At 69.3% G+C, this 25465-nt stretch carries 21 protein-coding genes; 12 read left to right on the top strand and 9 right to left on the bottom strand.

Annotated features, from left to right (window positions below; all coding sequences use genetic code 11):
* Window positions 1–327: 327 nt before the first annotated feature.
* Window positions 328–4680, top strand: coding sequence for a right-handed parallel beta-helix repeat-containing protein (locus MYSTI_RS01615; protein ID WP_015345947.1), 4353 nt, complete (start codon window positions 328–330; stop codon window positions 4678–4680).
* Window positions 4681–4725: 45 nt separating this feature from the next.
* On the opposite strand, the gene MYSTI_RS01610 is transcribed toward MYSTI_RS01615, so the two are convergent.
* Window positions 4726–6351 carry a PI-PLC domain-containing protein gene (locus tag MYSTI_RS01610; RefSeq protein ID WP_015345946.1) on the bottom strand — a complete coding sequence of 542 codons (1626 nt, stop codon included), beginning with the start codon at window positions 6349–6351 and terminating at the stop codon, window positions 4726–4728.
* 170 nt (window positions 6352–6521) lie between these two features.
* On the opposite strand from MYSTI_RS01610, the gene MYSTI_RS01605 reads away from it, so the two are divergent.
* Complete coding sequence (locus tag MYSTI_RS01605) at window positions 6522–7112, top strand: GNAT family N-acetyltransferase (protein ID WP_015345945.1); 591 nt, start codon at window positions 6522–6524, stop codon at window positions 7110–7112.
* Between the two features lie 107 nt (window positions 7113–7219).
* Complete coding sequence (locus MYSTI_RS01600) at window positions 7220–7546, top strand: DMT family transporter (protein WP_015345944.1); 327 nt, start codon at window positions 7220–7222, stop codon at window positions 7544–7546.
* Between the two features lie 10 nt (window positions 7547–7556).
* Here MYSTI_RS01600 and MYSTI_RS01595 read toward each other — a convergent pair whose 3' ends face one another.
* The gene (locus tag MYSTI_RS01595) at window positions 7557–9668 is read right to left on the bottom strand and encodes a S9 family peptidase (RefSeq protein ID WP_015345943.1); all 2112 of its coding nucleotides are present in this window, start codon (window positions 9666–9668) and stop codon (window positions 7557–7559) included.
* A gap of 192 nt (window positions 9669–9860) precedes the next feature.
* Between MYSTI_RS01595 and MYSTI_RS01590 the strand changes: the two genes are divergently transcribed.
* Entirely contained in the window at window positions 9861–10421 is a 561-nt protein-coding gene (locus MYSTI_RS01590; RefSeq protein ID WP_015345942.1) for a sugar O-acetyltransferase, read from the top strand.
* Between the two features lie 12 nt (window positions 10422–10433).
* Here MYSTI_RS01590 and MYSTI_RS01585 read toward each other — a convergent pair whose 3' ends face one another.
* Window positions 10434–11183, bottom strand: coding sequence for a DUF1338 domain-containing protein (locus MYSTI_RS01585; protein WP_015345941.1), 750 nt, complete (start codon window positions 11181–11183; stop codon window positions 10434–10436).
* A gap of 451 nt (window positions 11184–11634) precedes the next feature.
* Window positions 11635–12159, bottom strand: coding sequence for a hypothetical protein (locus tag MYSTI_RS01580; protein WP_015345940.1), 525 nt, complete (start codon window positions 12157–12159; stop codon window positions 11635–11637).
* Window positions 12160–12619: 460 nt separating this feature from the next.
* Between MYSTI_RS01580 and MYSTI_RS01575 the strand changes: the two genes are divergently transcribed.
* Both MYSTI_RS01575 and MYSTI_RS01570 read left to right on the top strand, forming a co-directional pair.
* Window positions 12620–13144 (top strand): phage tail protein, encoded by a 525-nt coding sequence (locus tag MYSTI_RS01575; protein WP_015345939.1) that lies wholly within the window; start codon window positions 12620–12622, stop codon window positions 13142–13144.
* 162 nt (window positions 13145–13306) lie between these two features.
* Complete coding sequence (locus MYSTI_RS01570; protein WP_015345938.1) at window positions 13307–14398, top strand: AI-2E family transporter; 1092 nt, start codon at window positions 13307–13309, stop codon at window positions 14396–14398.
* 15 nt (window positions 14399–14413) lie between these two features.
* Here MYSTI_RS01570 and bioA read toward each other — a convergent pair whose 3' ends face one another.
* Window positions 14414–15745 carry an adenosylmethionine--8-amino-7-oxononanoate transaminase gene (bioA, locus tag MYSTI_RS01565; RefSeq protein WP_015345937.1) on the bottom strand — a complete coding sequence of 444 codons (1332 nt, stop codon included), beginning with the start codon at window positions 15743–15745 and terminating at the stop codon, window positions 14414–14416.
* A gap of 221 nt (window positions 15746–15966) precedes the next feature.
* On the opposite strand from bioA, the gene MYSTI_RS01560 reads away from it, so the two are divergent.
* From MYSTI_RS01560 to MYSTI_RS01550, 3 genes are all read left to right on the top strand, one after another.
* Entirely contained in the window at window positions 15967–16761 is a 795-nt protein-coding gene (locus MYSTI_RS01560) for an acyl-CoA desaturase (RefSeq protein ID WP_015345936.1), read from the top strand.
* A gap of 178 nt (window positions 16762–16939) precedes the next feature.
* Entirely contained in the window at window positions 16940–18121 is a 1182-nt protein-coding gene (locus MYSTI_RS01555; protein ID WP_015345935.1) for a GNAT family N-acetyltransferase, read from the top strand.
* 140 nt (window positions 18122–18261) lie between these two features.
* Window positions 18262–18951 (top strand): suppressor of fused domain protein, encoded by a 690-nt coding sequence (locus MYSTI_RS01550; protein ID WP_015345934.1) that lies wholly within the window; start codon window positions 18262–18264, stop codon window positions 18949–18951.
* A gap of 10 nt (window positions 18952–18961) precedes the next feature.
* Here the strand turns inward: MYSTI_RS01550 and MYSTI_RS01545 are convergent, their stop codons facing one another.
* Window positions 18962–20983, bottom strand: coding sequence for an ATP-binding protein (locus MYSTI_RS01545; RefSeq protein WP_015345933.1), 2022 nt, complete (start codon window positions 20981–20983; stop codon window positions 18962–18964).
* Window positions 20984–21229: 246 nt separating this feature from the next.
* Between MYSTI_RS01545 and MYSTI_RS01540 the strand changes: the two genes are divergently transcribed.
* The gene (locus MYSTI_RS01540) at window positions 21230–22306 is read left to right on the top strand and encodes a dipeptide epimerase (RefSeq protein ID WP_044278305.1); all 1077 of its coding nucleotides are present in this window, start codon (window positions 21230–21232) and stop codon (window positions 22304–22306) included.
* Between the two features lie 39 nt (window positions 22307–22345).
* Window positions 22346–22714, top strand: coding sequence for a hypothetical protein (locus MYSTI_RS01535; RefSeq protein WP_015345931.1), 369 nt, complete (start codon window positions 22346–22348; stop codon window positions 22712–22714).
* Between the two features lie 19 nt (window positions 22715–22733).
* Here the strand turns inward: MYSTI_RS01535 and MYSTI_RS40400 are convergent, their stop codons facing one another.
* A complete protein-coding gene (locus MYSTI_RS40400; RefSeq protein WP_052350865.1) occupies window positions 22734–23591 on the bottom strand; it encodes a peptidoglycan-binding domain-containing protein in 858 nt (285 codons plus the stop codon).
* 253 nt (window positions 23592–23844) lie between these two features.
* Here MYSTI_RS40400 and MYSTI_RS01525 point away from each other — a divergent pair, with 253 nt between their 5' ends.
* Window positions 23845–24492 carry a response regulator transcription factor gene (locus tag MYSTI_RS01525; protein ID WP_015345929.1) on the top strand — a complete coding sequence of 216 codons (648 nt, stop codon included), beginning with the start codon at window positions 23845–23847 and terminating at the stop codon, window positions 24490–24492.
* Here MYSTI_RS01525 and MYSTI_RS01520 read toward each other — a convergent pair.
* Together MYSTI_RS01520 and MYSTI_RS01515 are read right to left on the bottom strand one after the other, a co-directional pair.
* Window positions 24482–24856 carry a hypothetical protein gene (locus MYSTI_RS01520; protein ID WP_015345928.1) on the bottom strand — a complete coding sequence of 125 codons (375 nt, stop codon included), beginning with the start codon at window positions 24854–24856 and terminating at the stop codon, window positions 24482–24484. The genes MYSTI_RS01525 and MYSTI_RS01520 overlap by 11 nt on opposite strands.
* Window positions 24853–25389, bottom strand: a complete 537-nt coding sequence (locus tag MYSTI_RS01515) for a hypothetical protein (RefSeq protein WP_144369960.1) — start codon at window positions 25387–25389, stop codon at window positions 24853–24855. Before MYSTI_RS01515 ends, MYSTI_RS01520 begins: the two co-directional genes overlap by 4 nt.
* Window positions 25390–25465 lie beyond the last annotated feature (76 nt).

Below are 25465 nucleotides of genomic sequence, written 5' to 3'. Positions count from 1 at the left end.
GGGGATGACCTGGAGGCCGTCGCCGACGCGGGGCATGGGCATCGCGGCGCGCCTCCCCGAGCATCACGCCACCTCGATGCGACAGCCACCGTGATGCGACAGCCCGCGCACCCCAGCAGGAAGCGCTGACAGAGCGCCCCTGGGGCCGGGTCATCCATGACGTCACCGCCGCCGTGCGCGGCGAGCCTCCCTGGCCGCCGGTGCCCGAGCTGAAGCCTTGTTTCAGTGGATGTTTTCTGGCTCCCCGCACGCGACATCCCGCCCTGTCTCTCGTTGCTCTCCGCAGGGGCGAAGCGGTGTCTTCGGGCCCGTGAAACAGGATGGCTTGTGCTCAAATCAGGGTTCCTCGGGATTCTCCTCGTTTTGCTGCCCACCGTCGCGCTGGCGACCAACATTCCGGGCGGCGTCCTCGCCAGTGACACCACCTGGACCCCCGCGGGGAATCCCTGGACGCTCCAGGGCACCCTCACCATTCCGGAAGGCGTCACGCTGACACTGGAGCCCGGGGTCCAGGTGACGACCTCGAGCGCCACCGCCCTCGAGCTCGAGGTCCTGGGCTCCCTGGTGGCCGTGGGGACCTCGGCCGCGAACATCAACATCCAGCTCGAGACGCACGCCATCCTCGTCCGGGGGACCCTGGTCGCCGACTACCTCAACGTCCTGGGGGGCCAGCCCTCCATCGATGTGGAGGGGCGCGGCTCCGCGACCTTCAACCACAGCTTCTTGTATGGCGGCGCCCCCGCCCTGGACATCGCGGGAGGCAGCATCAACTTCGAGAACGGCACCATCAGCAACTGCAAGCAGGCGATGAGGACCACCGGTGGCACATCGACGCTCCGCTCCAGCGTGATTCATGGATGCACCCAGCCGGCCTCTACCCCCGTCATCAAGATCGCCAGCCCGTCGTCGAAGGTGACACTCGTCCACAACACCTTCTTCAACAATCGAGGAAGCGCCGTCGATGGGGCCATGCCCGGGGGGCCCACGGACGTCGCCATCAACATCATCGACAACATCATCCTGGGCAGGGAGTCCCACGGCCTGTGGCTGACCAATGTCAGCGCGCCCGTCGTTCATCACAACATCGTGTGGGGCTTCCCGGAAGACAACTACGTCGGGGTCACGCCCGGGGAAGGGAGCGTCCATGCCAATCCGCTGTTCCAGGGGTCCGCCTCGCTCTCGGAGAACTCGCCCGCGAGGAATGCCGCTTCGGATGGGACCGACATGGGGGCCGTCGCCTATGCGGGACACCCCGTCCACCCCACCCTCCTCGAGGGCATCCTGCGCTCGGACAGGACGCTGACGGGGGACCACGTCGTCACCGGAGACCTCCTGGTCCCCGCGGGCATCACCCTGACGCTCGCGCCGGGTGCCAGGGTCACCGTCAAGAGCTGGAAGGATGGGCCCGCGGACAGAAGCGCGTTGATCCAGGTCCTCATCGCGGGCGCACTGAAAGCCGAAGGCACGGTCGACGTCCCCGCCAGGTTCGAGCATGAGAGCAGCCACGAGGTGACCACGCTCACAGGCGAGGCGAGCTTCGAACACACCCACGTGAAGGGGACGCTCACCATCCAGGGCACCGCGACGTTCGAGGACGTCACCCTGGAGTCGACGTCTCAGGTCATCACCCGAGGCACGGGCTCCGCCACGCTCAAGGGCGTCTCGGGGATGGGCTCCAGCACCCTCTCGCTCAGGGACGACAGCACCGCCACGCTCGAGAACGCCACCCTGTCGGGCCTGAGCGTGAGCGCCTACGAAAACAGCACCCTCACGGTCAAGGACTCGACCCTGACGCAAGGCCGCATCGCCGTCTCCGGCGCCGCCACCGCGACCGTGACGGGCTCCACCCTCCGGGAGGGCGCCACGTGTCTGAAGGTCGAGGGAGGAACCCTGAACTTCGAGCGAGGCACGCTCCAGAAATGCACCCTCGCGGCCGAGGCCACGGGGGGCGTCCTGAACCTCTCCTACAGCCTGGTCCGAGACGGCACGCGGACGTCCTCCTTCGAGGTGAGTGGCGTGAAGGTCGTCAATGCCTCCGCCTCCATCGTCCACAACACCGTCATCTACAACATGGCGGGGGCCCTCTCCGTCGCCACCCAGCCGCACAACTCCGTCGAGATTCGCGACAACATCATCGCGTCCAATGGCAACACGGGCATCGAAGTCGTCCCCGCGTCCAACATCTCCATCCATCACAACGCGGTCTGGAACCATTCCAGCAACTACAGGGGGAACCCCACGCTGGGCCCCGGGAGCCTCACCCAGGACCCGCTCTTCGCCAGCATCCACCACCTGACCATCATCGAGACGTCCCCCTGTCGCAATGCCGCGTCGGACGGGACGGACATGGGGGCCTTCCCCTACGTCCCGATTCCCGCCGCGTCCCTGGTGCTGGAGAGCACCTCCATCGTGGTGTCTGGCAATACAACGAACTCCATCGTCGCCAACGTCTACGACGCGGAGGGCCACTGGCTTCCACACGCCGTCATCACGTGGACGGTCCCCGCCGAGGTGGGAACCATCGACGCGAGCGGAGTCCTCACCTCGGGGTGTGCGCTCGGTTCGTATCCCGGAGCGGTGGTCGCGAAGACGGGGGCGCTCTCCGCCGCGGTGGATGTGCTGGTGACGTTGGGGCCCCTCCAGAGGGTGGAGGTGAGTCCGTCTCAGGTGACGTTGCGCATCGAGGAGACGCAGCAGTTCTCCGCGAAGGGCCTGGATGCCTGCGGCCATGAGACTCCGACGACCTTCCAGTGGACCACCAGCCACACGATGGCGGGGCGCATCTCCGCCAGCGGTCTCTACACGGCGGGTACCTCTGTCTATAGCGGCGCCCAGGGGATTCAGGTCGAGGCAGGTGGCAAGAAGGGCTTCGTGAGCGTGAACGTCCTGCCGGGGCCGGTGCAGCGCATCAGCATCTACCCGGAGAGCCTCACGTTGCCCGTGAACGTCAACGCGGACTTCGCTGTCTCGCCTCGCGACCGGGCGGGGAACGTCATTCCGGGCACGGTCGTCTTGAGTGTCGTCGGAGGGGGAGGCACCCTCACGGGCCCGACCCGCTTCACCGCGGGGAGCGTCGCGGGCTCCTTCCCGAGGACCGTCCAGGCCACGTTCGAAGGCGTCTCCACGACGGTGGATGTCACCGTGACTCCGGGCCCCCTCCATCGCATCGACGTGGTGCCCGGCACCCGCGAGGTGAAGACGCGGGGGAGCCTCCAGTTCGAGGCACGTGGGTTCGACCAATGGGGCAACAGGAGAGCCCTGGCTCCGACGTGGACCGTCACCCCTGCGTCCCTGGGCACCATCGACGCCAACGGCCTGCTCAAGGTCAGCACGGTGGCGGGGAGCTATCCGGGCGCCGTGACGGCGACGGTGTATGGGTACAGCCTGAAGGGCACCGCGGACGTCACGGTCCTTCCGGGGCCGCTGTCGCGGCTCGTCCTCACGCCGACCTTCGCCACGCTGGCGCCCCAGGGCACGCAGCGGTTCGGGGTGATGGGGCTCGATGAGGATGGCAATCCGCTCACCATCACGCCCAGGTGGTCGGTGGTGACGCCGGGCGCGGGGGCCATCACGCAGGAGGGGCTCTACACCGCGCCCAGGGCCGCGGGCACCTATGAGAACTGTGTGAGCGTCCAGGTGGACACCCTCACGCAGAACACCACCGTCTACGTGACGCCCGGCGCCATCAGCCGCCTGGAGATTTCACCCGCGGCCCCCTCCGTCGTCGTGAAGGGCACGGTGCCGTTCAGGGCGAAGGCGTTCGACGTGCACGACAACGAGGTCACCTCGTTCGCGCCCGAGTGGCGGGTCGTGACGGGCGGAGGCGGCATCACCACCTCGGGGGTCTTCACCGCGGGCACCGTGGCGGGGACGTACGCGGACACCGTGCAGGTCACCGCGGCGGGAGTGACCCAGACGACGGGCGTCACCGTCACGCCGGCGGCCGTGAGCCGCATCGCCCTCTCTCCGCTGGGGCCCACGCTTCAGGCGGGGAGCGCGGTGGCGTTCAGCGCGAAGGCGTTCGATGCGTACGACAACGAGGTCACCTCGGCGCAGGCCACGTGGAAGGTGGTGAATGGCGGAGGCTCCATCGATGGCGCGGGGGTCTTCACCGCGGGCACCGGGGTGGGCGCCTTCCCGGGGACGGTGCAGGTGAGCATGGGGGGCCTGGCGGAGCAGACCTCTGTCTCCGTGGTGGCCGCCGCGCCGAGCCGGGTCGTCCTCTCTCCGCAGAACCCCACGCTTCCCGCGGGAGGCTCGGTGACCTTCAGCGTGCGGGCGTTCGATATGTACGGCAACGAGGCCCCCGCCGTCCCCGCCACGTGGAAGGTCGTGAATGGCGGAGGCACCCTCGACGCCTCGGGCATCTTCACCGCGGGCACGCAGGGGGGCACCTTCTTGAACACCGTCCAGGTCACCGTGGGCAGCGCGACGGGGACGACCTCGGTGACGGTCACCTCGACGACGCCGCCCCCCCAGCCCGAGCCTGAGTGCCGACAGACGTCGGAATGCGGCGCGGGTGAGACGTGCAACGCGGGTGTCTGCGAGGCGCCGCCCACGTCGGGTGGGAGCGATGGCGGCGGCGGTTGCAGCAGCGCGGGAAGCGGGACGTCGGTGTTCGGGCTGTGGGTGCTGGTGATGCTGGCGGTCCACGCGCGGAAGCGGCACACCGCGCAGTGAGGCGTGAGGCGCCTCTCCCCTTCGGGTGGAGAGGCGCCTGTTCCGTCAGTCGTGGTACCAGTCACCGATGAGTTGGAGGAACTCCATCCCGAACTCGATGAACTTGGTCTGGTCCGTTCCGCAGTCATTCAACCGCTGACAGATGTTCCGCTTGGTGTCCAGGGATGCTCCGGTGAGGTTGTACTTGCGCCAGACGCAGTCCAGGTTCACCTCGTTGAACGGTTGGTCGAAGAGGCCACGCGGGCCAATGGGCGTCGCCTGCTTCGCGACGATGAACTTGGCGCCCAGTCCGCAGAAGTCCGTCAGGACCTGGACGCGAAGCGGCTTTCGCTCCTTGGGCAGCCGCGCGGCCTTCATCTCATCGAAGAGCCACAGGAGCCTTCGCAGCCTCGCGCACTGGATGGACTGCTCGACGGTCAAGGCATGTCGGGTCTCAATCCATTCCCCGAGCGTGTTGAGCTGGATGGGGTTCTCCAGCGGATAGGCTTCGACGCCCGGCGCGAGCGTGACAATCTTTCCCTTGAACTTCCCGCTGTACATCATCTGGAGCAGTCCGGGGAAATGCAGGCCGTAGCGGACCTCCAGCAGCTCGGACGTATCGGGGGCGTCCGGGCTCCCGCCATAGACGACGCTCGAGAGCAGGGTCTTGTTCTCGTTCCAGGCCTTGTCGTACGCATCCTTGGGCGCGGCGGAGCCGTTGAAGAGGGCCACTTGGTAGATGCTGGGCCGCTGGCACGACTTCAGGAACCGGCTGACGACCCGCTCGACGGACCGCCACCGCCCCAGCACCTGGTCCTTCTCGGGTTGAAGGGTGTTGGTATTGAAGGCGAGGTTCGTGTCCTTCATCTCGATTTCCAGCCGGAGCTGCCGCTCTTCGCCCTGGGTCAGCCCGTGGTGCGTGAGGTAGGCCTCGACAATCTGGAGCCAACGGTCGAGGGTCATGAACCTGGGCGGCAGGTTGCCTGACACCACATCCTTGACCTTCGTGCCGCTCAGGGGCGGGGCCACGTTCCGGGTCCGCTCCTGAGTGAACAGGGCCTCGATGTTCTGGGTGTGCGTGACGATGGGAATCGCGTCCTGGCTGAACCAGACATCACACTCGACGCCGCTCAGCTCCTTGATTCTCCAGGCCTCGAGCGCCTTCACGAGCGCGGCCTCGCTGTTCTCGTCCTCGTGCGTGTAGAAGAGGCCGTCGAAGGCTTGCCGCTCGAAGACCTTGCGGACCTTCTCGAAGGTCGCCCCGTCTCCGCGGTGCGCGATGACGACGACCTTGGAGCGCAGGTTGCGCTTCTTCCATTGCGCGGTGAGGCGCTCCCCCAACTGCTGGGTGATGGCATCGTCCGGATGGGCCGCGCTCAGCGCCGTATAGATTTGATTGTTGAGATAGAACTGCTGCTCATTGGGCTTCGTCGCGGTGCACCACTGACTCAGCAGCGAGAAGCACCCGAGGATGGCCTGGTCGAGCGACGCGGCGATGGCGGGGGCATTCTGGAACTGCGCCACCGCGCCCCGCTTGAGTCGACCACTGATGCGGTTCAGCTTGCGCAGCTCCTGGTTGGCCAACAAGGTGCTCGCCACCGCGGTCCGCCACTGATTGTCGAGGGCGGCCCAGAGCGTCGGGTTCTCCGCGATCTTCACGTCGAGCTTCGTCGGGTCCCACACGTCGGCCATGGGTTCACCTCTCGTTCTCAGGTCGAGCCGGTGCGTGTTTGCAAGCAGTGCACCACGCGACAATCCGAGCGGCCTCGCCCGAGCGGGAGACCGGCAGCGTGCATGAGGGACGCAATGACCTGTGGGGGCGTCCGGCCAGGACGCGCTAGCCTCCAGGCTCCGCTCCCGCCATGGACTCCGAACACCCCATCGTCCTGCTCGTCACCGAACGGCTGCGCATCACCCAATTGCCCCCCGATGGCGCCGCCCGTGTCGTGGCCTACTACGAGGACAACCGGGCCCACCTGGACCCTGTCTCGCCCTCGCGTCCCGCCCACTTCCACACTCCGACGTACTGGCGCACCCGCCTGGCCCAGGACCTGGAGGACTCGCGCCGGGACCTCGCGCTGCGGCTGGTGATGCTCCCCCGCTCGGAGCCGCCCTCCTCCGCGCCCGTCATCGGCAACATCACGCTCACGCACATCCGCCGAGGCCCCTTGCAGGCCGCCGACCTGGGCTATGGCCTGGACTACCGCCATGAGGGCCACGGCCTCATGACGGAGGGCCTTCGCGCCGTCTGCGCGCACGCCTTCACCACCATGGGCCTGCACCGCATCCAGGCCAACCACCTCCCGGAGAACCTCCGCAGCGCCGCGGTGCTGCGCCGACTGGGCTTCACGGTGGAGGGCTACGCCCGGGACTTCCTGCGCATCAACGGCCGCTGGAGGGACCATGTGCTGACCTCCCTCACCGCCCCCGAGCGCGACGGGACGGGCGGGTAGCCCCCGCTCGCTCCGTTCAACGGAGAGCGCCCCCGTGTCCTCCGGGTAAAGGAGGCACTGGCGAGGGCCGGGCCTTGCGCCTACAGAGAGGGGCAGGAGGTGGAACCGTGGCGTATCTGTTCCTGCTGGCCGCCATCGCCAGCGAGGTGGTGGGCACCAGCCTGCTGAAGTCCACGCAGGGCTTCACGCGGCCGTGGCCCACCGTGGGCTGTCTCGGCGCGTACGCCGTGGCCTTCGCGCTCCTGGCGCAGGCCGTGAAACAGGTGCCCGTGGGGGTGGCCTACGCCATGTGGTCCGGGCTGGGGACGGCCGCCATCGTCACCATCGGCGTCGTCTTCTTCGGCGAGTCCCTGAGCCCCGTGAAGCTGGTGGGCGTGGGGCTCATCATCGGCGGCGTCCTCCTGCTCAACCTGGGCGGAGGCGGCGCCCACTGAAGCCCTCGGCTCAGCGCGGCGCCGACGCCCGGGCGCCGCCGTTGGAGCTGGAGGTCAGGTGCGTGTCCAGCCACTCCACCGTGCGCCGCATCCGGTCCACGATGTGCTCCAGCCGGCCCAGGTTGTGGCCTTCGTCCGCGTACACCACGAGCTGCGTCTTCACCCCCAGCTCCTTCAGCGCGCGGTGGAACTCCAGGCTCTGCGTCACGGGGACCTCCAGGTCGCGCTCCCCGTGCAGCACCAGCGTGGGCGTGCGGGCCAGCTTCACGTAGTTGATGGGCGAGCTGCGCGTGTACACCTCCGGCTCGTCGTACACCGACGCGCCGAAGTACGGCCGCATCCACGTGTCGATGCGGTTGGTGCCGTAGTAGCTCTGCCAGTTGGAGATGCCCGCGCCCGCCACCGCCGCGCGGAAGCGCTGCGTCTGCGTCACGGCCCACATCGACATGAAGCCGCCGTAGCTCCACCCCATCACGCCCAGCCGATAGGGGTCCACCGGCGCCTTCGCCAGCACCGCGTCCACCCCCGCGACGACGTCCCGCAAGTCACCGAAGCCGAAGTCGCGCCGGTTGGCCTGCACGAACTCCTCGCCCTGGCCGAAGCTGCCCCGGTAGTTGGGCAGGAAGACGAAGTAGCCGCGCGAGGTGAACAGCACCACGTCGGGCTTGAAGGACGGCACCGCGCCCGCCGCCGGACCGCCGTGAATCATGGTCACCATGGGCGCACGCGCGGCCCCGGAGGGCGCCAGCGACGGAGCGGGCGCCACCAGCCACCCCTGCATCTCCATGCCGTCGCCCTTCCACGTCACCTCTCGCGTCTCCCCCACCAGCGCGCGGAAGTCGTCCTCGCGGCGGGTGACCTGCTCCCACTCCCCCACCGGCCCCACCCAGATGTTGGGCGCCCGCGCGTAGGACTCCCGCACCACCGCGCTCGTCTTGCCATCCTTCGACAGCGACAGCCCCACCGGGCCGCCCGCGCTGATGCGCTCCGCGCCCTTCCACAGCGGCGACAGCTCCCCCTTCACCGGGTCCACCGAGAACATCGCCGACTCGCCGCCCTGCTGAGCCCCGAACACCAGCTTGCGCGCCGACACCCAGTCGAGCGACATCGCCGTCGCCTTCATCTTCGGCGTGAGGTTGCGCACCTTGCCGCCGTCCAGCGGCACCACCAGCACATCGCCTCCGTTGGAGCCCTGGTCGCTCATCAGCCCCTCGATGACGGCGACACTCTTTCCATCCGGGCTCCACACCGGCTCGGCGAGCTGCCACTTGGGCGAGTAGAGGACCCGCGCGCGGGCGTTCGCCGCCAGCTCCTGCACGTGCAGCTTCGCCACCCACCAGTTCGCATCCCCCGGAGGCGCCGCGGCGATGAACGCCACCCGCGCTCCCTCCGGGCTCCAGGCGTACTCGTAGACGTAGAGCGAATCGGGCGTCAGCACGCGGTGCGCGCCGTCCGCGACGGACACCAGCGCCAGGCGCCGCACGGGGCTCGTCTCCCGCACCACGCCCGTCTCTCGCGCGCCGGGGCCCCGCGGCCCCTTGGCCTCCGCGGCCCCCGCGCCCTGCATCACCAGCACCGACAGCGACTCGCTATCCGGTGACCACCGGGGCGAGGCCAGCGGCCCCTCGAAGGCCGTCAGCTTCCTGGCGGCGCCCGCCTGGATGTCTGAGACATACAGCTGCGGCTGCCCCGCCTGCTGCGCGTCGGAGAGGAAGGCCAGGCGCTGGCTGTCGGGACTCCAGGCCAGGGAGTCCTCGTTGCAGGCGCGAGACTCGGGACAGGCCCACACGCGCGCGGCCACGGGGGCGGGGCCCCCAGGCTCCAGCACGTAGATGTGGCTGCCTCCCGCCAGCGCCGGCTCCACCCACGCCACGCGCTTGCCATCCGGAGACATCACCACCTGGCGGAAGCGCGACGCACGCGCCATCGCGCCCAGGATGGCCTCCACCGCCGGCTTGCCCGTCTTCGTGGCGCCGGTCTTCGCCGTCATGCCGCCGCGCAGCAGCTCCGCGCCCGCCGCGAAGTCCACCAACGGCATCGCCTGCGCGGGTGTCCTCCCCTGCGCGAAGGCCGGGGTCAGCCACCCCAGCACCACGACCAGACCGACACTTCTCGCCACCATCCGAATCAACACGTCCCCCCACGAGTCAGGAAGAGGCCACCACACTACATGAGTGAGACGTTTCCGCGCCTACCCACTTGTTACAGCCACTTCGTTGGACCTCGGAGAATGTGCGAGGAAAGCGGCGTCCATCTCCAGACAGAATCCCAACTTCGTGGCGAGCCCCCACGCATCCGGTGAAGACTGCCGCCCATGGCACGGACCGAGCTGGAGAAGATGCTGGCGGGTGAGCTGTACAACGCCATGGACGCGGAGCTGGTCGCGGGGAGGTCTCGCGCGCGCAAGCTCGTGCGCCTCTACAACGACACCGACATGGAGGACGCGGCCGCGCGACAGCAATTGCTGGGACAGCTCATCGGAAAGCTGGGCACGGGCGTCTACCTCGAGCCGCCCTTCCACTGCGACTACGGCACCTTCATCAGCCTGGGCGACCGCGTCTACATGAACTTCCAATGCGTCATCCTGGACTGCACCCATGTGACCATCGGCCATGACGTGTCCTTCGGGCCCAACGTCCACGTCTACGCGGCCACGCATCCCCTGGACGCGGACGAGCGCATCAAGGGCCCGGAGCTGGCGAAGCCCGTCACCATCGGCGCGAAGACGTGGGTGGGCGGAGGCTCCATCATCGTGCCGGGCGTCACCATCGGAGAGGGCGTCACCATCGGCGCCGGCAGCGTGGTGACGAAGGACATCCCGCCGTATGTCCTCGCGGCGGGAAATCCCTGTCGTGTCATCCGCGCCCTGCGGTGACGGGCACGGGCCTCAGCGCTTCGTCATGTCGAACAGCGCGCGCGCCTGCGGCCCCAGGAAGCCGTCGAAGTCCGGCGTGCGCTGCGCGATTTCGAAGTACGCGTAGGGCCACGGACGGCGGCCGCCCTCGCGCAGCGTCACCGACAGCGGCGCCGCCTGCGTGGCGGTCTGCCGCAGCTTCGTGCCCGGAGCGCCCTCGATGTCCGCCTTCATGGGCACGCCCGCGTCGCGCATGCGCCGCTGCCACGCCTCCACGTCGTCCACCGAGCCCGTGAAGTGATTCACCTTGCGGCCGAAGGCCAGCAGCCACGCGCCGTACTGCGACTCCTTCTCCAGCTCCAGCAGCGCGGCCTCCGACGGGGGCGGCGGCGAGCAGAACCACGCCGCCAGCGCGTCCACGTCCTCGGGCGGCGGTGAGTCGTCCGGCAGCGTGGAGAGCAGCTCCCGCGCACGCGGCGACAGCTCCTCCGACTTCAGCTCGGAGAGGAAGACGCGCGGCAGCCCCGCGGGGTGCGACAGGTAGATGGCGGAGAGGTGCGCGTCCGGGAACGTGTACGCGCCCGCGGGCTTCCAGCCCAGCCGCTCGAAGGGACGCGAGAAGAGCGCGATGCCGCCTCCGGGCCTCGCCAGCGAGCGCAGCGCGACATGGTCATTGCGAAAGCTGCCCCCGGAGAGCTCCACGAAGGTGCGCGCATAAGGCACCTCCGCGGCGTAGCGCTCCCAAAGCAGGTCCAAGAGCCGGGTGGCTTGTGCGGTCGTCATGGCCGCGCACTCTAGTCCGCCCGAAAAAGTGCGGCGGCGCGCGGCCCCGAGCCCTTGGAGGGGATTTCGTTCGGAGACGCGCGCCGCCCGCTTAGAGACTCGCCTTGGAGTTTCGAGTCTCTGTGTCCTTGGTATGCATTGACTTCCGTTCCGGCCCACGCCGCGCCACCCCGAAGTCGTGCGGCCAAATAGGGTGTGACGTTGGAAAACGCCAGCGCTACGCAAGCGTGAGCATCAAAGGCGCATTGCGCCACCCTGTAGCCGGGCTAATTGACACAATTGTGAACATAAAGTTTCGCCATTGCTGTGCTGCGGCATCCCCAGGCGCTTGCCCGCACCGCCCGGCCGCCTGCCCCGTCCCCAATGCCAGCTCTCGAATTCTCGCCGCCCGAAAGGGGGGCTTCATCAACCCACGAGAATAAGTTCAGGGCCCCTGGGAGGGCCGGGCCGCTCAGTGGAGGTGCTCGGGGAGCATGGGCAGGCCGTGGAAGAAGCGGCGGCCGCTCTCGAAGCGGCGGTGGAAGCAGACGCGGTCCTCCAGGTACAGCCGGGCCATGTCCTCCTCGCCGTAGGCGCTGAAGAAGGCGGCGCGGGCCTCGTCACACGCGGCCTCGTACTCGGCGCAGAGGGCCTCCCAGTCCTCGGGGGCCGACTCCTCGTCATCGCACCAGACGCCGTCGAGCATGCCGTACTCGCGCTCCATCAGGTCCAGCTCGAGCGCGAGGCGCTGGACGCGCGGCATCTCCGTCAGGGCCTCGTCCGCCATGGCGGTGAGGATGTGGGCCACCAGGAAGAAGCCCGCGTCGGGAGGCACCACGCCCTCCTCCCGCGCGGCGCGGAAGGCGACGAGGAGCTGCGCGTCCATGGCGTCGTCACCGAGCTCCAGGAGTCGCGTGGCGAGCCCACGCCACCGGTCCTCCGTCTCTCGAGCCTCCTGGAGGGCCTGGGCCAGCTCGGGGTCGCGCGTCTTCTTCATCTCGTGCTCCTGTCGGGAATGCCCCCGAAGCTCTCATCCGGGTCTGACGTGTGCTTCGCGTCTCCACGGACGTGGGCCGTCACGGTTGCTTCAATGGGCGTTGGGTGATGAACGAGGTGGGAGTCGGGTGTCCGTCAGTGGACGCGTGGGGGTCCCCCAGGCCCATGAGGCCTGGTGCCGTTGGACATCCACGGGGGGCGTGGCGTTCCCCAGCGTCAGCGGCGCTGGTGAGGGACACACGAACGGGCCCCGGGGCCATTGCGCGCCTCCCCACGGCATGTGTCGGCGACGGAATGCGTTCGCCTGGAACGCACCTCGCGTCGGCCCCCGACGCATGACGCGTGGAGACGGCCCCGGCCCGGAGGCCCCCGGCCCAGAGGGAAACAGCCCTGATACGTCCGCTGGCCGAAGGTTTGCTCTGGACCGACACCACATCACCCAGACTTCGAAAGGCGTGCTCGTGTCAGATCAGTTCATCGGTGAGATCAGGATTTTCGCGGGGAACTTCGCACCTCAGGGGTGGGCGCTCTGCGAAGGGCAGATTCTCTCCATCGCGCAGAACCAGGCGCTCTTCGCCATCCTCGGCACGACGTATGGCGGCAATGGACAGACAACCTTCGCGCTGCCGGACCTGCGCGGCCGCTATCCCATGCAGTCGGGCCAGGGGCCTGGGCTCTCCCCGCGCGCCTTGGGTGAGCAGGGCGGCGTGGAGACGGTGACGCTGATTTCGACCCAGATGCCCGCGCACACCCACTCGCTCAACGTCAGCTCGCAGGACGGAGACACGGAGACGCCCGTGGGGACGGTACTCGCGGCGGACACCGAAGCCACCGCCACCAACTACCGCTCTGCGCCCATCGACGGGACGATGAACCCCATGGCCATCGGCATCGCGGGGGGGAGCCAGCCGCACCAGAACATGTGCCCGTTCCTGGTCCTCAACTTCATCATCGCCTTGGAAGGCGTGTTCCCCTCGCGAGGCTAGGGCCCGGCATGTCGTGGTGAGGACACTCACGCGGGTGTCCTCGCGGCCGGAGTGGAGGGGACGTGACACTCGCCACGGCAACGCGGTGGTGAGACTCCCTTCGGGCCGAAGGACTGCATACCCCACGCGACGAGGCGTGCGTCGGCCAGGCGTGGGGGAACGGTGGAGGACGAGCGGCGGGTGGGGCAGCACTCCCAGGTGACACTCAAGACGGTGTTCACCGTGTGCTTCGCGGTGCTGGCGGTGCTGGCGCTCGTGGTGCTGGTGGTGCGCACGCGCGTCGCGCTCACGCTGACGGGGCTCGCCGCGCTGCTGGCCCTGGCGCTGGAGCACGGGGTGTCGTTCCTGGAGCACAAGAAGGTGCCTCGGCCCCTGGCCATCGCGCTGATGCTGACGGGGGCCCTGACGGCGCTGGCGGCGCTGGCCCTGCTGGTCATCCCCGCCGCCGCGGCGCAGGTCGACGCGCTGATGGTGCAGTGGCCCCAGCTCTGGCAGGAGGTGCGCGAGTCACGGCTCAGCCGCGTCTTCGTCCAGCGGCTCCACAACCTGGGCTGGACGCCGAAGCTGGACATCTCGACGCCGGAGCTGACGGGGGGCACGGTCCCGACGCTCGTGATGCATGCCATTGGCAGCGTGGTGGGCCTCTTCGGCGGCGCGCTGAGCGTCTTCTTCCTCGTCGTCTTCATGCTGGTGTTCGGCGGCGGGCTGCTGCGGCGGCTGTTGGAGTTGCCCCGGCCGGAGCACCGGCAGCGCTACGTGCGCGTGCTGCGCAATGTGTACGAGGCCACGGGCGGCTACCTGATTGGCCTCACGCTCATCTGCACGTTCAACGCGCTGCTCACGTCCACAGTGCTGGCGGTGCTCGGCGTGCCGTACTTCCTGCCGCTGGGCATCCTCAGCGGCTTCTCCAGCATGGTGCCCTACGCGGGGCCCGTGGTGGCCGGAGGCTTCATCACGCTGCTGACGTGGGCGACGGGCGGCATGTGGCTGGCGCTCGGCGTGCTGGCGTACTTCGCGCTGTACGGGCAACTCGAGGGCAACGTGCTGGCGCCGCTCGTGTTCCGGCGCACGGTGCACGTCAACCCGCTGGTCGTCCTGCTGGCGGTGCTGTTCTGCGCGGAGCTGGCGGGCGTCGTCGGCGCGGTGGTGGCGGTGCCCGTCGCGGCGTCGGCGCAAATCATCATCCGGGAGGTGCTCCTGTTCCGACAGGAGCGTCTGGTCGCGCGGCCTCCCTCCTCCCCGCCGGTGTCTTGACGGGCCCGCGGGCGGTCACCCCCCGGCGACCTCTCGCAGCGACTCCTCCACGCCCGACAGCAATTCCTCGAGCACCGAGTCCGGGATGTTGAGCGCGGGCGCGATGTAGACCGTGTCCCCGAGCGGGCGCAGGTAGAGGCCCCGGCGCTTCGCGGCCTCGTACACGCGCCAGCCACCGCTCGCCAGGTAGCCGCCGCCGCCCAGGTCCACCGCGCCCACCATGCCCACGGCGCGCGGACGCACCAGGCCCGGGATGGAGGCGGCCATGCGCTCAAAGGCGGCCTTCACGAGCGGCGCCTTGCGCGCCACCTGCCCCAGGATGTCCTCGGTGCGATACACCGCGAGCACCTCGCGAGCGACGGCCGCGCCCAGCGGGTTGCCGCAGTACGAGTGCCCGTAATACAGCGCCCGCGAGGACGCCCCCAGGAAGCCCGAGAAGAGGCGCTCCGAGGCGAGCGTCGCGGCGAAGGGCATCAAGCCGCCCGAGAGCGCCTTGGCCAGACACAGCACGTCGGGCACCACGCCGGCCAGGTCCACGGCGAAGCGCGCGCCGGTGCGGCCCAGGCCGGTGAAGACCTCGTCGGCGATGAGGAACGTGTCCACCGCGCGCGTGGCCTCGCGCACCGCGCGCAGGAAGTCCGGCGAGTACATCTGCATGCCGGAGGCGCCCTGAATCACGGGCTCCACGATGACGCCGGCAATCTCCTCCGGATTCTCGCGCAGCGCGGCCTGAACCTGGTTGAAGGCGCGCTCCCAGCCGCCCTCCTCCGCGGGCGACGGCACGTGCACCACGTCGAAGAGGAGCGGGCCGAACACCTCGCGGAACAGCGGCACGCCGCCCACGCTGGTGGAGCCGAGGGTCTCTCCGTGGAACGCGCCCGAGAGCGTGATGAAGCGCGTGCGGCGCGGGCGGCCGTTCTGCGCCCAGTACTGGGCCACCATCTTGATGGCGACCTCGACCGCCGTGCTGCCGTTGTCGGAGTAGAAGACGCGCGTCAGCTTCTCCGCCAAGGGGATTTCCGGACGGTCCGCGCCCGGTGCAATCGCGGCCAGCTCCGTGGCGAGCGCGGCGGCGGGCTCATGGGTGATGCCCGCGAGCGAGACGTGGGGCAGCTTCCCCGCCTGCTCGGTGAGCGCTCGCAAGAGCCGGGGGTGGCGGTGCCCCAGGGTGGAGACCCACCAGGAGCCGTTCGCATCGAGGTAGCGCTTCCCGTCGACGTCGAAGAGGTAGCACCCCTCCGCGCGGTCGATGACCAGGGGCTGGGTCGCCGCGATGTAGGCCTCCATGGCGGTGTACGGATGCCAGACGTGCGCCTTGTCCAGCAGGACGATGTTGGCCCGCTCCATGTGGGTGCTCCTGTCTCGATGCGTGTGGGGTGCGGGGGCTTGCTACCGGAAATCGAGCCCCTGGCGGCGCGCGTCATGAGAGGACGCGGTGCGTCTTGCTGATAGAGGCCTGTAGCCAGGGCCCGTTCCACCGCCTGGAGGCCCCGTCTTTCGGCCGCGGCTGACGAAGCCATGACATGGCCGGTGTTACCCGGACACCACTACCGAACCGGGAACCCGCCATGGCCGTCCTTGCCTTCTTCGTGTCGCACTGGCTGCTCTGCGTCTTCTTCCAGAGCTTCTTCCAGCACCGGTACTCCGCGCACCGCATGTACACCATGGGTCCGCGCACGGAGCGGGTGATGCACCTGCTCACCTACCTGGTGCAGGGCTCGTCGTACCTGTCGCCCAAGGCCTACGCCATCCTGCACCGCGAGCACCACGCCTTCTCCGACACGGAGAAGGACCCGCACTCGCCGCACTTCTTCACGGACGTGTTCCGGATGATGCTGCACACGAAGAAGCGCTACGACGACTACACCGAGGGCAAGGGCCAGCCGGAGCCCCGCTTCCTGGGGGGCTACCCCGAGTGGCCGCTGGTGGATGACACCCTGCGCACCTCGTGGGTGGCGACGCTCTTCTGGGTGGCGGCGTACTCGTCGTTCTACATCGCGTTCGCCACGTCGCCCTGGCAGTTCCTGCTGCTGCCCATCCACTTCCTGATGGGGCCGGTGCACGGGGCCATCGTGAACTGGTGCGGCCACAAGTACGGCTACCGGAACTTCGACAGCACGGACAAGTCGCGCAACACGCTCCCCGTGGAGGTGCTGTGCATGGGTGAGCTGTTCCAGAACAACCACCACAAGTACGGCAGCAGCCCGAACTTCGCGGCGCGCAAGTTCGAGGTGGACCCCACGTGGCAGGTGATGCGCGTGCTGGCGAAGCTGGGCGTCATCCGCATCGCCACGCCGCAGCGGGCCGTGTGGCCGGAGCCGCGCGAGGCCGCTCGCGAGGCGGGGGCCGCTCGGGCCGCCTGAGCCGTTGTTCCGCTGAACGCTGGACTCGGGTCTGGTGGAAGGAGACCCCGGGGAGAGGGCCTGACGGTCCGCCCCTGGGGCACAAGGCAGGTGACGGGCCGCCCGGGGCCCGTTCCCTCGCCTTCTCCTCCTGGGCCGAGCGGCGCGGATGAGAGGGGCGCGTTAGAACTGCCCTCCCGTGCCCACCGACACCCCGCTCCGCCTTCGCATCCTCGACGCAGTGACGGACGTCCCGGCCGCTGACTGGGACTCCTTGACGGGGCCGGATGCGCCTCCCTTCATCCGGCACGCCTGGCTGGCTGCGATGGAGGAGAGCGGCAGCGCCACCGAGGAGACCGGGTGGGCGCCGCACCACCTGACGCTGTGGCGAGGCCCGACGCTGGTGGCCGCCGCGCCCGCGTACCGCAAGTTCCACAGCATGGGCGAGTACATCTACGACTTCGGCTGGGCGGACGCGGCCGCTCGCGCGGGGGTGGAGTACTACCCGAAGCTCCTCGTCGGTGGGCCGCTGTCCCCGGCCACGGTGCCGCGGCTGCTCATCGCGGAGGGCGAGGACGTGCCGCTCCTGCGCAAGGCGCTCCTGTCCGCGGCGGTGCAGAGCGCGCGGGAGTCGGGGTGCTCGTCGGTGCACTTCCTCTACCCGACGGACGACGAGGCGGACTTCCTGGAGGAGCAGGGGCTGGCGCGGCGGGTGACGCTCCAGTTCCATTGGAAGAACCCGGGGTACGGCAGCTACGACGACTACCTCTCGCGCTTCGACTCCAAGCGCCGCAACCAGCTCAAGCGCGAGCGCGCGGCGGCGGCCTCGCAGGGCATCCTGCTGCGCACGGTGCGGCGCGAGGAATTGACCGCGGCGCATGCGAAGCGCGCGCATGAGTTCTACACGGCCACGTGTGAGCGGCACGCGTGGGGACAGGTGCAGCTCACGCCGGGGTTCTTCTCCCGCGTCTTCCAGGCGATGCCGGACACGGTGGAGATGGTGGAGGCGGTGCGCGAGGGCCAGGTCATCGCGGGGGCGTTCAACCTGGCGACGAAGGAGCGGCTCTACGGCCGCTACTGGGGCAGCGTCGAGGAGCACCCGTTCCTGCACTTCCATGTCTGCCTGTATCACTCGGTCGACGACTGCATCCGCGCGGGCCGCAAGGTGTTCGAGCCCGGTGCGGGCGGCGAGCACAAGGTGTCTCGGGGCTTCGAGCCCTCCGCGGTGCACAGCGCCCACGTGATTTTCGACCGGAGGCTGGACTCCGCGGTGAGGGACCACGTGCGCCGCGAGCGGGCCCGGCTCAACCTGGCCGTGGAGGAAGCCGAGCGGATCTGCGGCCTCAAGCCCTGGCCGCTCCCCGGGTCCAGGGAGCCCTGACCCACCCTCCGGAATCCCGCTTTCCAAGAGTCATGCGGACCGACCCGGGGGGCAGGCCCCTGTTCCCCACCCGTAGGACGCTCCGGGAGGCCCCTCAGGGAAGTTGAGAAACCGGGGTGAGCCTCTAGAGTAGAACCGTCATGAAAGCCCCGGAGACGGACGAAGACTTCATCCAGTGGTACGAGGACTGCTGGGCGGACCGCGATGAAGTCGAGTACCCCAAGATGTTCGGCGCCATCGACGAAGGCGTCTTCACGCTCGACCAGACCGACGCCATCCAAGCGTGGATGGAGAGTGACATCGCGCAAGTAGAAGGCGACCCGGACCCCAACTGGGGACCGATGGGCGTGCGCGTGGCCCCGCCGAGCACGGACTACCCCTACTGGACCTACGTCACCAGTGGACTGTCCAACCCCTTCACCATCACCCCCGGCGAGGAGGTCCCCGACGACGCCCCCAGTGGCATCGGCTACGAGATGGTCATCCACACGAAGGAAGAGGCCAAGTGGCCCGTCTTCCGACTGCTGGACATGATGGCCTACAACCTCGTGTGCATGCGGGCCTTCGCCATGGGCCACCGCTACCCCGTGGAAGGCACCCTCGACGGCGGAGACTCCAAGCTCAGCGGCTTCGTCTTCGTCCGAGACCCCTCCCGCCCCGACCACTTCGCCCTGCCCAGCGGCAAGGTGCAGTTGCTCACCCTGGTCGGTGTCACCAAGAACGAGATGGCCTTCGCCCGCTCCAACGGCATGGACAAGCTGCTGGAGAAGCTGGTCGCCGCGGGCTCCGGCTACATCACCCACCCGGACCGTGAGGAAGTGAAGCTGTAGGCCGTCACCCTCACCGCGCCACGCGCGCCAGCGGCTCCACGGCCCTGGCGCGCGGCGGTGCTCCCTCCACCAGCGCCCGCAGCGTGCCCGGGTCGAACGGCTTCTCGATTCGCGGCAGCGGCACCGACTGGAGGAACGCCCGAGCCCGCTCCGTGAACGCGCCGCCCGTCATGAAGACGAAGCGCGACAGGAGCTCCGGCCCCCGCGCGGACAGCTCCGCGTGCAGGTCCATCCCCGTCACGTCCGCCATCATCAGGTCGCAGAACACGCGGTCGAAGTCGGCGTCGCGCTCCAGCAACGCCAGCGCTTCCCGCCCGCTGTGGGTCACCACCACCTCGTGGTGCCGCCCGAGCAGCCGGCGCAAGAGCGACGCGAGCTGAGGCTCGTCGTCCACCACCAGCACCCGCTTGCGCGCGGGGACGTCCGCCAGCGCGCCCTTCGCCACCGCGTCCGGCAGCGCCTTCGTCACCGGCAGCCGCACGCGGAACGTCGTCCCCGCGCCCGGCGTGCTCGTCACCGTCAGCTCCCCGCGCATGCTGCGCACCATGCCCAGGCTGGTGGACAGCCCCAGCCCACTGCCCTCCCCCACGCCCCGCGTGGTGAAGAACGGCTCGAAGGCGCGCTCGGCCACCTCGGGCGTCATGCCATGGCCCGTGTCGGCCACCTCCACCACCACCCACGCCCCCTCGACTCGCGAGGAGAGGGTGACGCGGTGCCGGTTGAAGTCGCCCTCGGGAATCGCCTGCGCCGCGTTGACGAGCAGGTGCAGGAACACCTGCCCCAGCCGCGCCTCGTGCGCCATCACCGTGGGCACCTGCGCATAGCGCCGCACCACCTCCGCGCGGTAGCGCAGGTGCGGCATCGCCATGGCCAGGCCGAACTCCAGCGCCGCGTGGACGTCCACCGGGGACAGGTGCGGCTCATCCGCGCGCGCGAACATCTGCAGGTCGCGCACGATGACGCGGATGCGCTCGGCGCCCTCGCGGGCCTCTCGCAGCGCCTCCAGCGCCTCGTTCAAGGGGCCCGCCTGCGGGTCCTTCACGTGGTGCAGCTGCTCCAGCTGCTCCAGCGCGAACTGGAGGTTGCCGCTCACGTAGGAGAGCGGGTTGTTGATTTCGTGCCCCACGCCCTCGGCGAGCTGTCCCGCCATGGCCAGCTTCTCCGACTGCACCAGGCGCTCGCGCGCGGCCACCAGCTCCTCGGTGCGCTCCCGCACCAGGGCCTCCGCTTCCAGTCGCCCCGAGTGCTCGCGCGTCAGGAGCGCGTCCCGCTCCGCCTCCGCGCGCTTCTTGCCGGTGATGTCGCGCGAGAAGACGGAGACGTTCTGCCCGGAGCACCAGGCATGCACCTCGTGCCAGCGCTCAGGGGCGGTGCGCACCTCGAAGATGGTGGAGGAGCCCTCCGCGGCGACGCGGCGCAGCTCCCGCTCGAACAGCGTGCCGATCAACTCCGGACACGCCTGCCACAGCACGCGGCGGAACACCTGCTCCTGCGTGCGGCCGGTGATTTCCGCGGCCTGTCGGTTGACGTAGGTGATGCGCCACTCGGCGTCGGCGGTGAAGAACGCCTCCGGGGTGCTCTCCAGCACGTCGCGCACCCAGTCGAGGGTGTCACGCAGGCCCTCCTCCACGCGCAGCGCGCTGGTGACGTCGCGCACGCGCAGGAGCACACCGTCGCGCAGGGGCACCGCGGTGCCGAGCAGCCACGCATCGCCTTCCGGGAAGTTGTCCGCCGCGGGTCGCCCCGACTCCACCACCTGCCGCAGCACCTCCAGCCGACCGCCCAGGCCCGCGTCGGGCGAGACCTCTCTCAGCCGGCGGCCCCGCAGCGAGTCAGCCCCCTGGCCCAGGGCCCGGGTCGCCGCGGGGTTGGCCCACAGCCACTCGAAGTCGACGATGGCGCCAGCCGCATCGCGCACGGCTCGCAACACCATGCACCCTTCCGAGTCATGGCGCTCCGCCTCATCCAGCGCTTCCAGCAGTGCGTCCGCGCTCGTGGCTGGGACTTCCTGTCTCGTGTCCGTCGCCGACATGCCCCGCCCGCCCCGGGCATCCGCGTCACCCGGAGGCAAAATCTCCGGAACCCCACTAAAGGGCCTCAATTCCAGAAAACGTCCGAAGGGCCCGCATGTCGCCATGAAAGAGCGGCAGGCACAAGCCGAGGATGCGAGGCACACATCCGACTCCCTGACACCTCGGAGCACCGGGTTGAATACGATGAACCTACCTATCGCGTGTCCCCTCCTTTCCCCGGAGGGGCCCAGGATGTGTTTCCAGACATGACGCCCACGCTCATCACCGCCGTCTCCTTCGAGTCCCTGGACCTGCCGCTGACAGAGCCGTTCGCCATCGCCACGGGGGCGCAGCACGTGGCCGAGAACGTCCTGGTGCGGCTGACGCTGGCGGACGGCACGGTGGGCCTGGGGGAGGCGGCTCCCTTCCCCGCCGTGAGCGGAGAGACGCAGGGCAGCACGCTCGCGTCGTTGGAGGCGGTGCGCGCGGGGCTGCTGGGCCGGGACGTCCGCGCGTGGCGCCCGCTGTCGGAGTGGCTGGGGGATGGACTGGCGCTGGCGCCCGCGGCCCGCGCGGGAGTGGAGATGGCGGTGCTGGACGCGCTGGCGCGGCATCACCGCGTGCCGCTGTACGTGCTGCTGGGGGGCGCGGGGACGTCGCTGGACATCGACATGACGGTGACGGCGGGAGACGTGGCGCACGCCGCGGAGTCCGCGCGCGCCATCCTGAAGCGAGGCATCACCACGCTGAAGGTGAAGGTGGGGGCCTTGTCGCCGGACGAGGACGCGGCGCGGATGGTCGCAATCCACCAGGTCGCGCCCCACGCGCGGCTGTTCGCGGATGCGAATGGGGGTTACGACGTGGCGGAGGCGCTGGCCTTCGTGAAGGAGCTGGAGCGGGCGGAGGTGCCCCTGGCGCTGCTGGAGCAGCCGGTGCCCGCGGCGGACTTCGCCGGCATGGCGGAGGTGGCGGGGCGCTCGCGCGTGCGGGTGTGCGCGGACGAGTCCGCGCGCTCGGCGAAGGACGTGCTGCGGCTCATCCGCGAGGGCGCCGCGCACGGCATCAACATCAAGACGATGAAGTGCGGCGTGGTGGAGGCGCTGACGATGTGGAGCCTGGCGCGCGCGGCGGGGCTGGAGCTGATGGTGGGGGGGATGGTGGAGAGCGTGCTGGCGATGAGCGCGTCCGCGCATCTGGCGGCGGGGCTGGGCGGCTTCACGTACGCGGACCTGGACACGCCGCTGTTCATCGCGCGGCATCCGTTCCACGGCGGGCTTCGCTACGAGGGCTCACGGCTGTGGCTGGATGCCCAAGCACCGGGCCACGGTGTCACGCTCGCATGACGGGGCGGAGGGGCCCGAGGCTCGCGTTAGGATGGGCCCATGAACGTGGCCGTCTGTGTGGGATGTGGCGAGACGAAGGAGGGCCCCTTCGAGCCCTGTGACGGATGCGGATTGGACCCCGCTCGCGGCGGGACGGACCGGATGCTCCAGGCGCGCAGCCTGTGGCTGTCCTCGCGGTTCTTCGCCGAGGGGATGCTGCCGGAGCTCGGACGGCGGATTCGCGAGGGCGAGCCCGTGGGCTACGACCTGGGGATGCTCGCGCAGCTCGTGGAGGAGCTGAAGACGCAGAAGCTCCCCACGATTTCACGGGCCGCGCCGGGCTGCTCCATCCTGACGTGGAGTCTGCTCGGGATGATGCTCACGCTCGGCGCGGCGGCGGCGTTCCTGTACCTGCACTGGAGGAGCTGAAGCGCGCCTCCCTCGCGGACTACTGCGAGATGTGGAGGTGCGGGCCGCTCCACTCCGCCTGGCCCCTGGGGCGTGTCCGCTCGTCGCGAACCCGGTAGCCGGCGGCGCGGGCATCCGCGATGAACGCGTCGATGCGCGCCGCAGAGACACCGCGGGTCCGCACGTCGATGGCGCGACCCAGGGGGTGCAGCGAGCCGGGGTTGTGCCGTCCTCCGATGTCCGACGTCACATGCAGGCCGTGCTGCGCGGCGAGCCGGGACATGGCCTGGTAGGGCCGCTCCCCCGGGCGCGCCTGGGTGACCTGCTGGGTGGTGGTGGCGTCGGGCTTCTTCGCGGCGGTGAAGCTCGACAGGCCGTTGAGGGCGTTGAAGGTCCGCTTGCCCACGACCCCGTCGACCTTGAGGCCCATCGCGCGCTGGAAGTCGCGGACGGCGCGCTGCGTCGCGGGGCCGAACTTCCCATCCGTGGTGCCGGGGTCGAAGCCCGCGGAGCGCAGGCGGTCCTGGAGGCCCGACACGGTGTCGTTCGTCGCGCCCTTGCGCTGCGTATTGCTGGTGTAGCCCAGCACGCTCTGCCGGTCGGCGGCGCGGGCGGCGGCCATGGAGCCGGGCCGGGAGAAGCTGCTGTCAGCGGAGTAACCGCTCACGCTCGCGCGGTCCGCGGCGCGGCCCTGCGCCATGGAGCCCGACTTGTTCGACGTCGACTTCGAGGTGCGGCTGTCAGCGGAGTAACCGCTCACGCTCGCGCGGTCCGCCGCTCGGGCGGAGGCCATCGAGCCGGACGTCGTCGAGGACTTGGAGGTGGAGGACTTCGAGGAGCGGCTGTCACCTGAGTAACCGCTGACGCTCGCTCGGTCCGCCGCACGGCCAGCGGCCATGCTTCCCGTGGAGGTGCTGCGGGAGGAACTGGAGGAGGTGCTTCGGGACGAACTGGTGCTGCTGCGGGACGAACCCGCGCCACCGACGGCCATGAGGGGACTCCGGGGAGAGAGGGGTGATGACCGGGGGCGTGTCATCCAAGCATTTATGAACTTATCGGACGGTCAGTGAAAAAGTTGTCTGTCTCCTCCCCACAACAGCCGATACAGGGCGCGAGCGACGGAAGGTGCAGCGCGTTAGGAGAGGGATTCCGTGCTGGATGCCTCCCTCCCTCCGATTCGTCTCGTGTTGGTCGCGGAAGACCCGCTGGCGCGAGGTGCGCTGTCACGGGTGCTGAGCGACCGCGGGGGCGAGCTGGTGTTGCTCGGCGCCGGGACGCAGGTGGAGCTGGAGTCCACCCGGAGCGAGGCCCCTGACGTGGTGCTCTGGGATACGGGAATGCGGTTACAGGAGTCCGAGGGGCGCGTGGAGCTGCCGGACCTGGGAGCGCCGGTGTTGGCGTTGGTGTCGGACGAAGCCGCGGGCGAGCTCGCGCTGACAGCAGGGGCGCGGGGGTTGTTGTTCCGGGACGTCGGTCCCGGTCCGCTCACGTCGGCGTTGTCCGCGGTCTCGCAAGGGCTGGCGGTGTTCGACACGGGGCTCGCGGACGTGCGCGCGGCGCCGAGGAGCGCGCCGGCCCAGGCCCGTCACGCACCCGGCCCGGAGACGCTCACGCCGCGAGAGCGCGAGGTGCTCGCGTTGCTGGCGGAGGGGCTGTCGAACAAGGCCATCGCGGACCGGCTCGGCATCAGTGAGCACACCGCGAAGTTCCATGTGAACGCGGTGCTCTCCAAGCTCGGCGTCCAGCGCCGCACGGAGGCCGTGGTGCGCGCGGCGCGCATGGGGCTGGTCACCCTGTAGTCCCACGCTGCGTCGCGAACTCCTCCACGTAGTCGAGGAACTTCATCGCGGCGCGTGCATGGTCTCCCTGGCAGTCCTCGAGGAACTTGACGTGCCAGCCCTCCGCCGGGAACTCCCCCTTCACATCACGCAGCCACGTCTCGAACTGGTGCCACGCCGGGTCCGCTCCTCCATTGAAGATGTTGTGCGCGAGCCATCCGTGGATGAAGGAGACCAGCGAGTCGACCCGGTCCCCTCCCGCCACGTACCAGAGGCCCCTCCCCTTCAGGAGTTGCTCCCGCGACCAGCGGAGAACGTCGAGCAACCCCACGGGCCGCCCACGCAGCGCCTCGGGCACCGGCTCCTCTTTCACGACCTTCGTCATATCGAGTCCACCGTCTCCATCACGAGCTTCATGCCCGGGTAGGGGATGAGCCGCCTCACGTACTCTTCTTCAGGAAGTCCCGCGGGCCCTGTGTATGCATCAAAGATGCGCCCTTGGAGTCTCACCACGAAGTGAAGGCCATTGGTCGTCACCTGATGACTCTTCACCAGGACTCCCTTCACGATTTCATCGAACCCCAGGAACTTGCGATGCTCTCCCACGAGGGTGAGCCGATAGAACTCGGGCCGCTCGCCCAGTCGGGTCAACCCTTCGTGAATCGCCTTCGCCACCTTGGGGCATTGCCCCGCCTGCCGATTGCTCGTCTCGAAGGCCCACTGAAATCGACTCAGCCACTCCGGCACCTTGTCCGTGCCCTTGAGCAACATCCATTGCGCGACGACGCACTGGACATCACCGAGGAGCAGACACGCCTTGAGCCGAGCCTGGATGGAGCTGTCGCCCGGTGCCGGGGGAGTCGACTTGACCGCGGCCCCCACCATGGACGGCGGTGAAGCCCGGGCTGCGGGAGCCACGAGTCCGAGCCCACACACCCACAGAACACAGAGCACCCAGCGCCAATGGCTCATGAGTCGCCTCGCATATCAGCTC

The organism is Myxococcus stipitatus DSM 14675, assembly GCF_000331735.1.
GTDB classification, from domain to species: Bacteria; Myxococcota; Myxococcia; order Myxococcales; family Myxococcaceae; genus Myxococcus; species Myxococcus stipitatus.
Note: the sequence above shows the minus strand (reverse complement) of the source record. Positions and strands in the feature narration are given on the sequence as shown.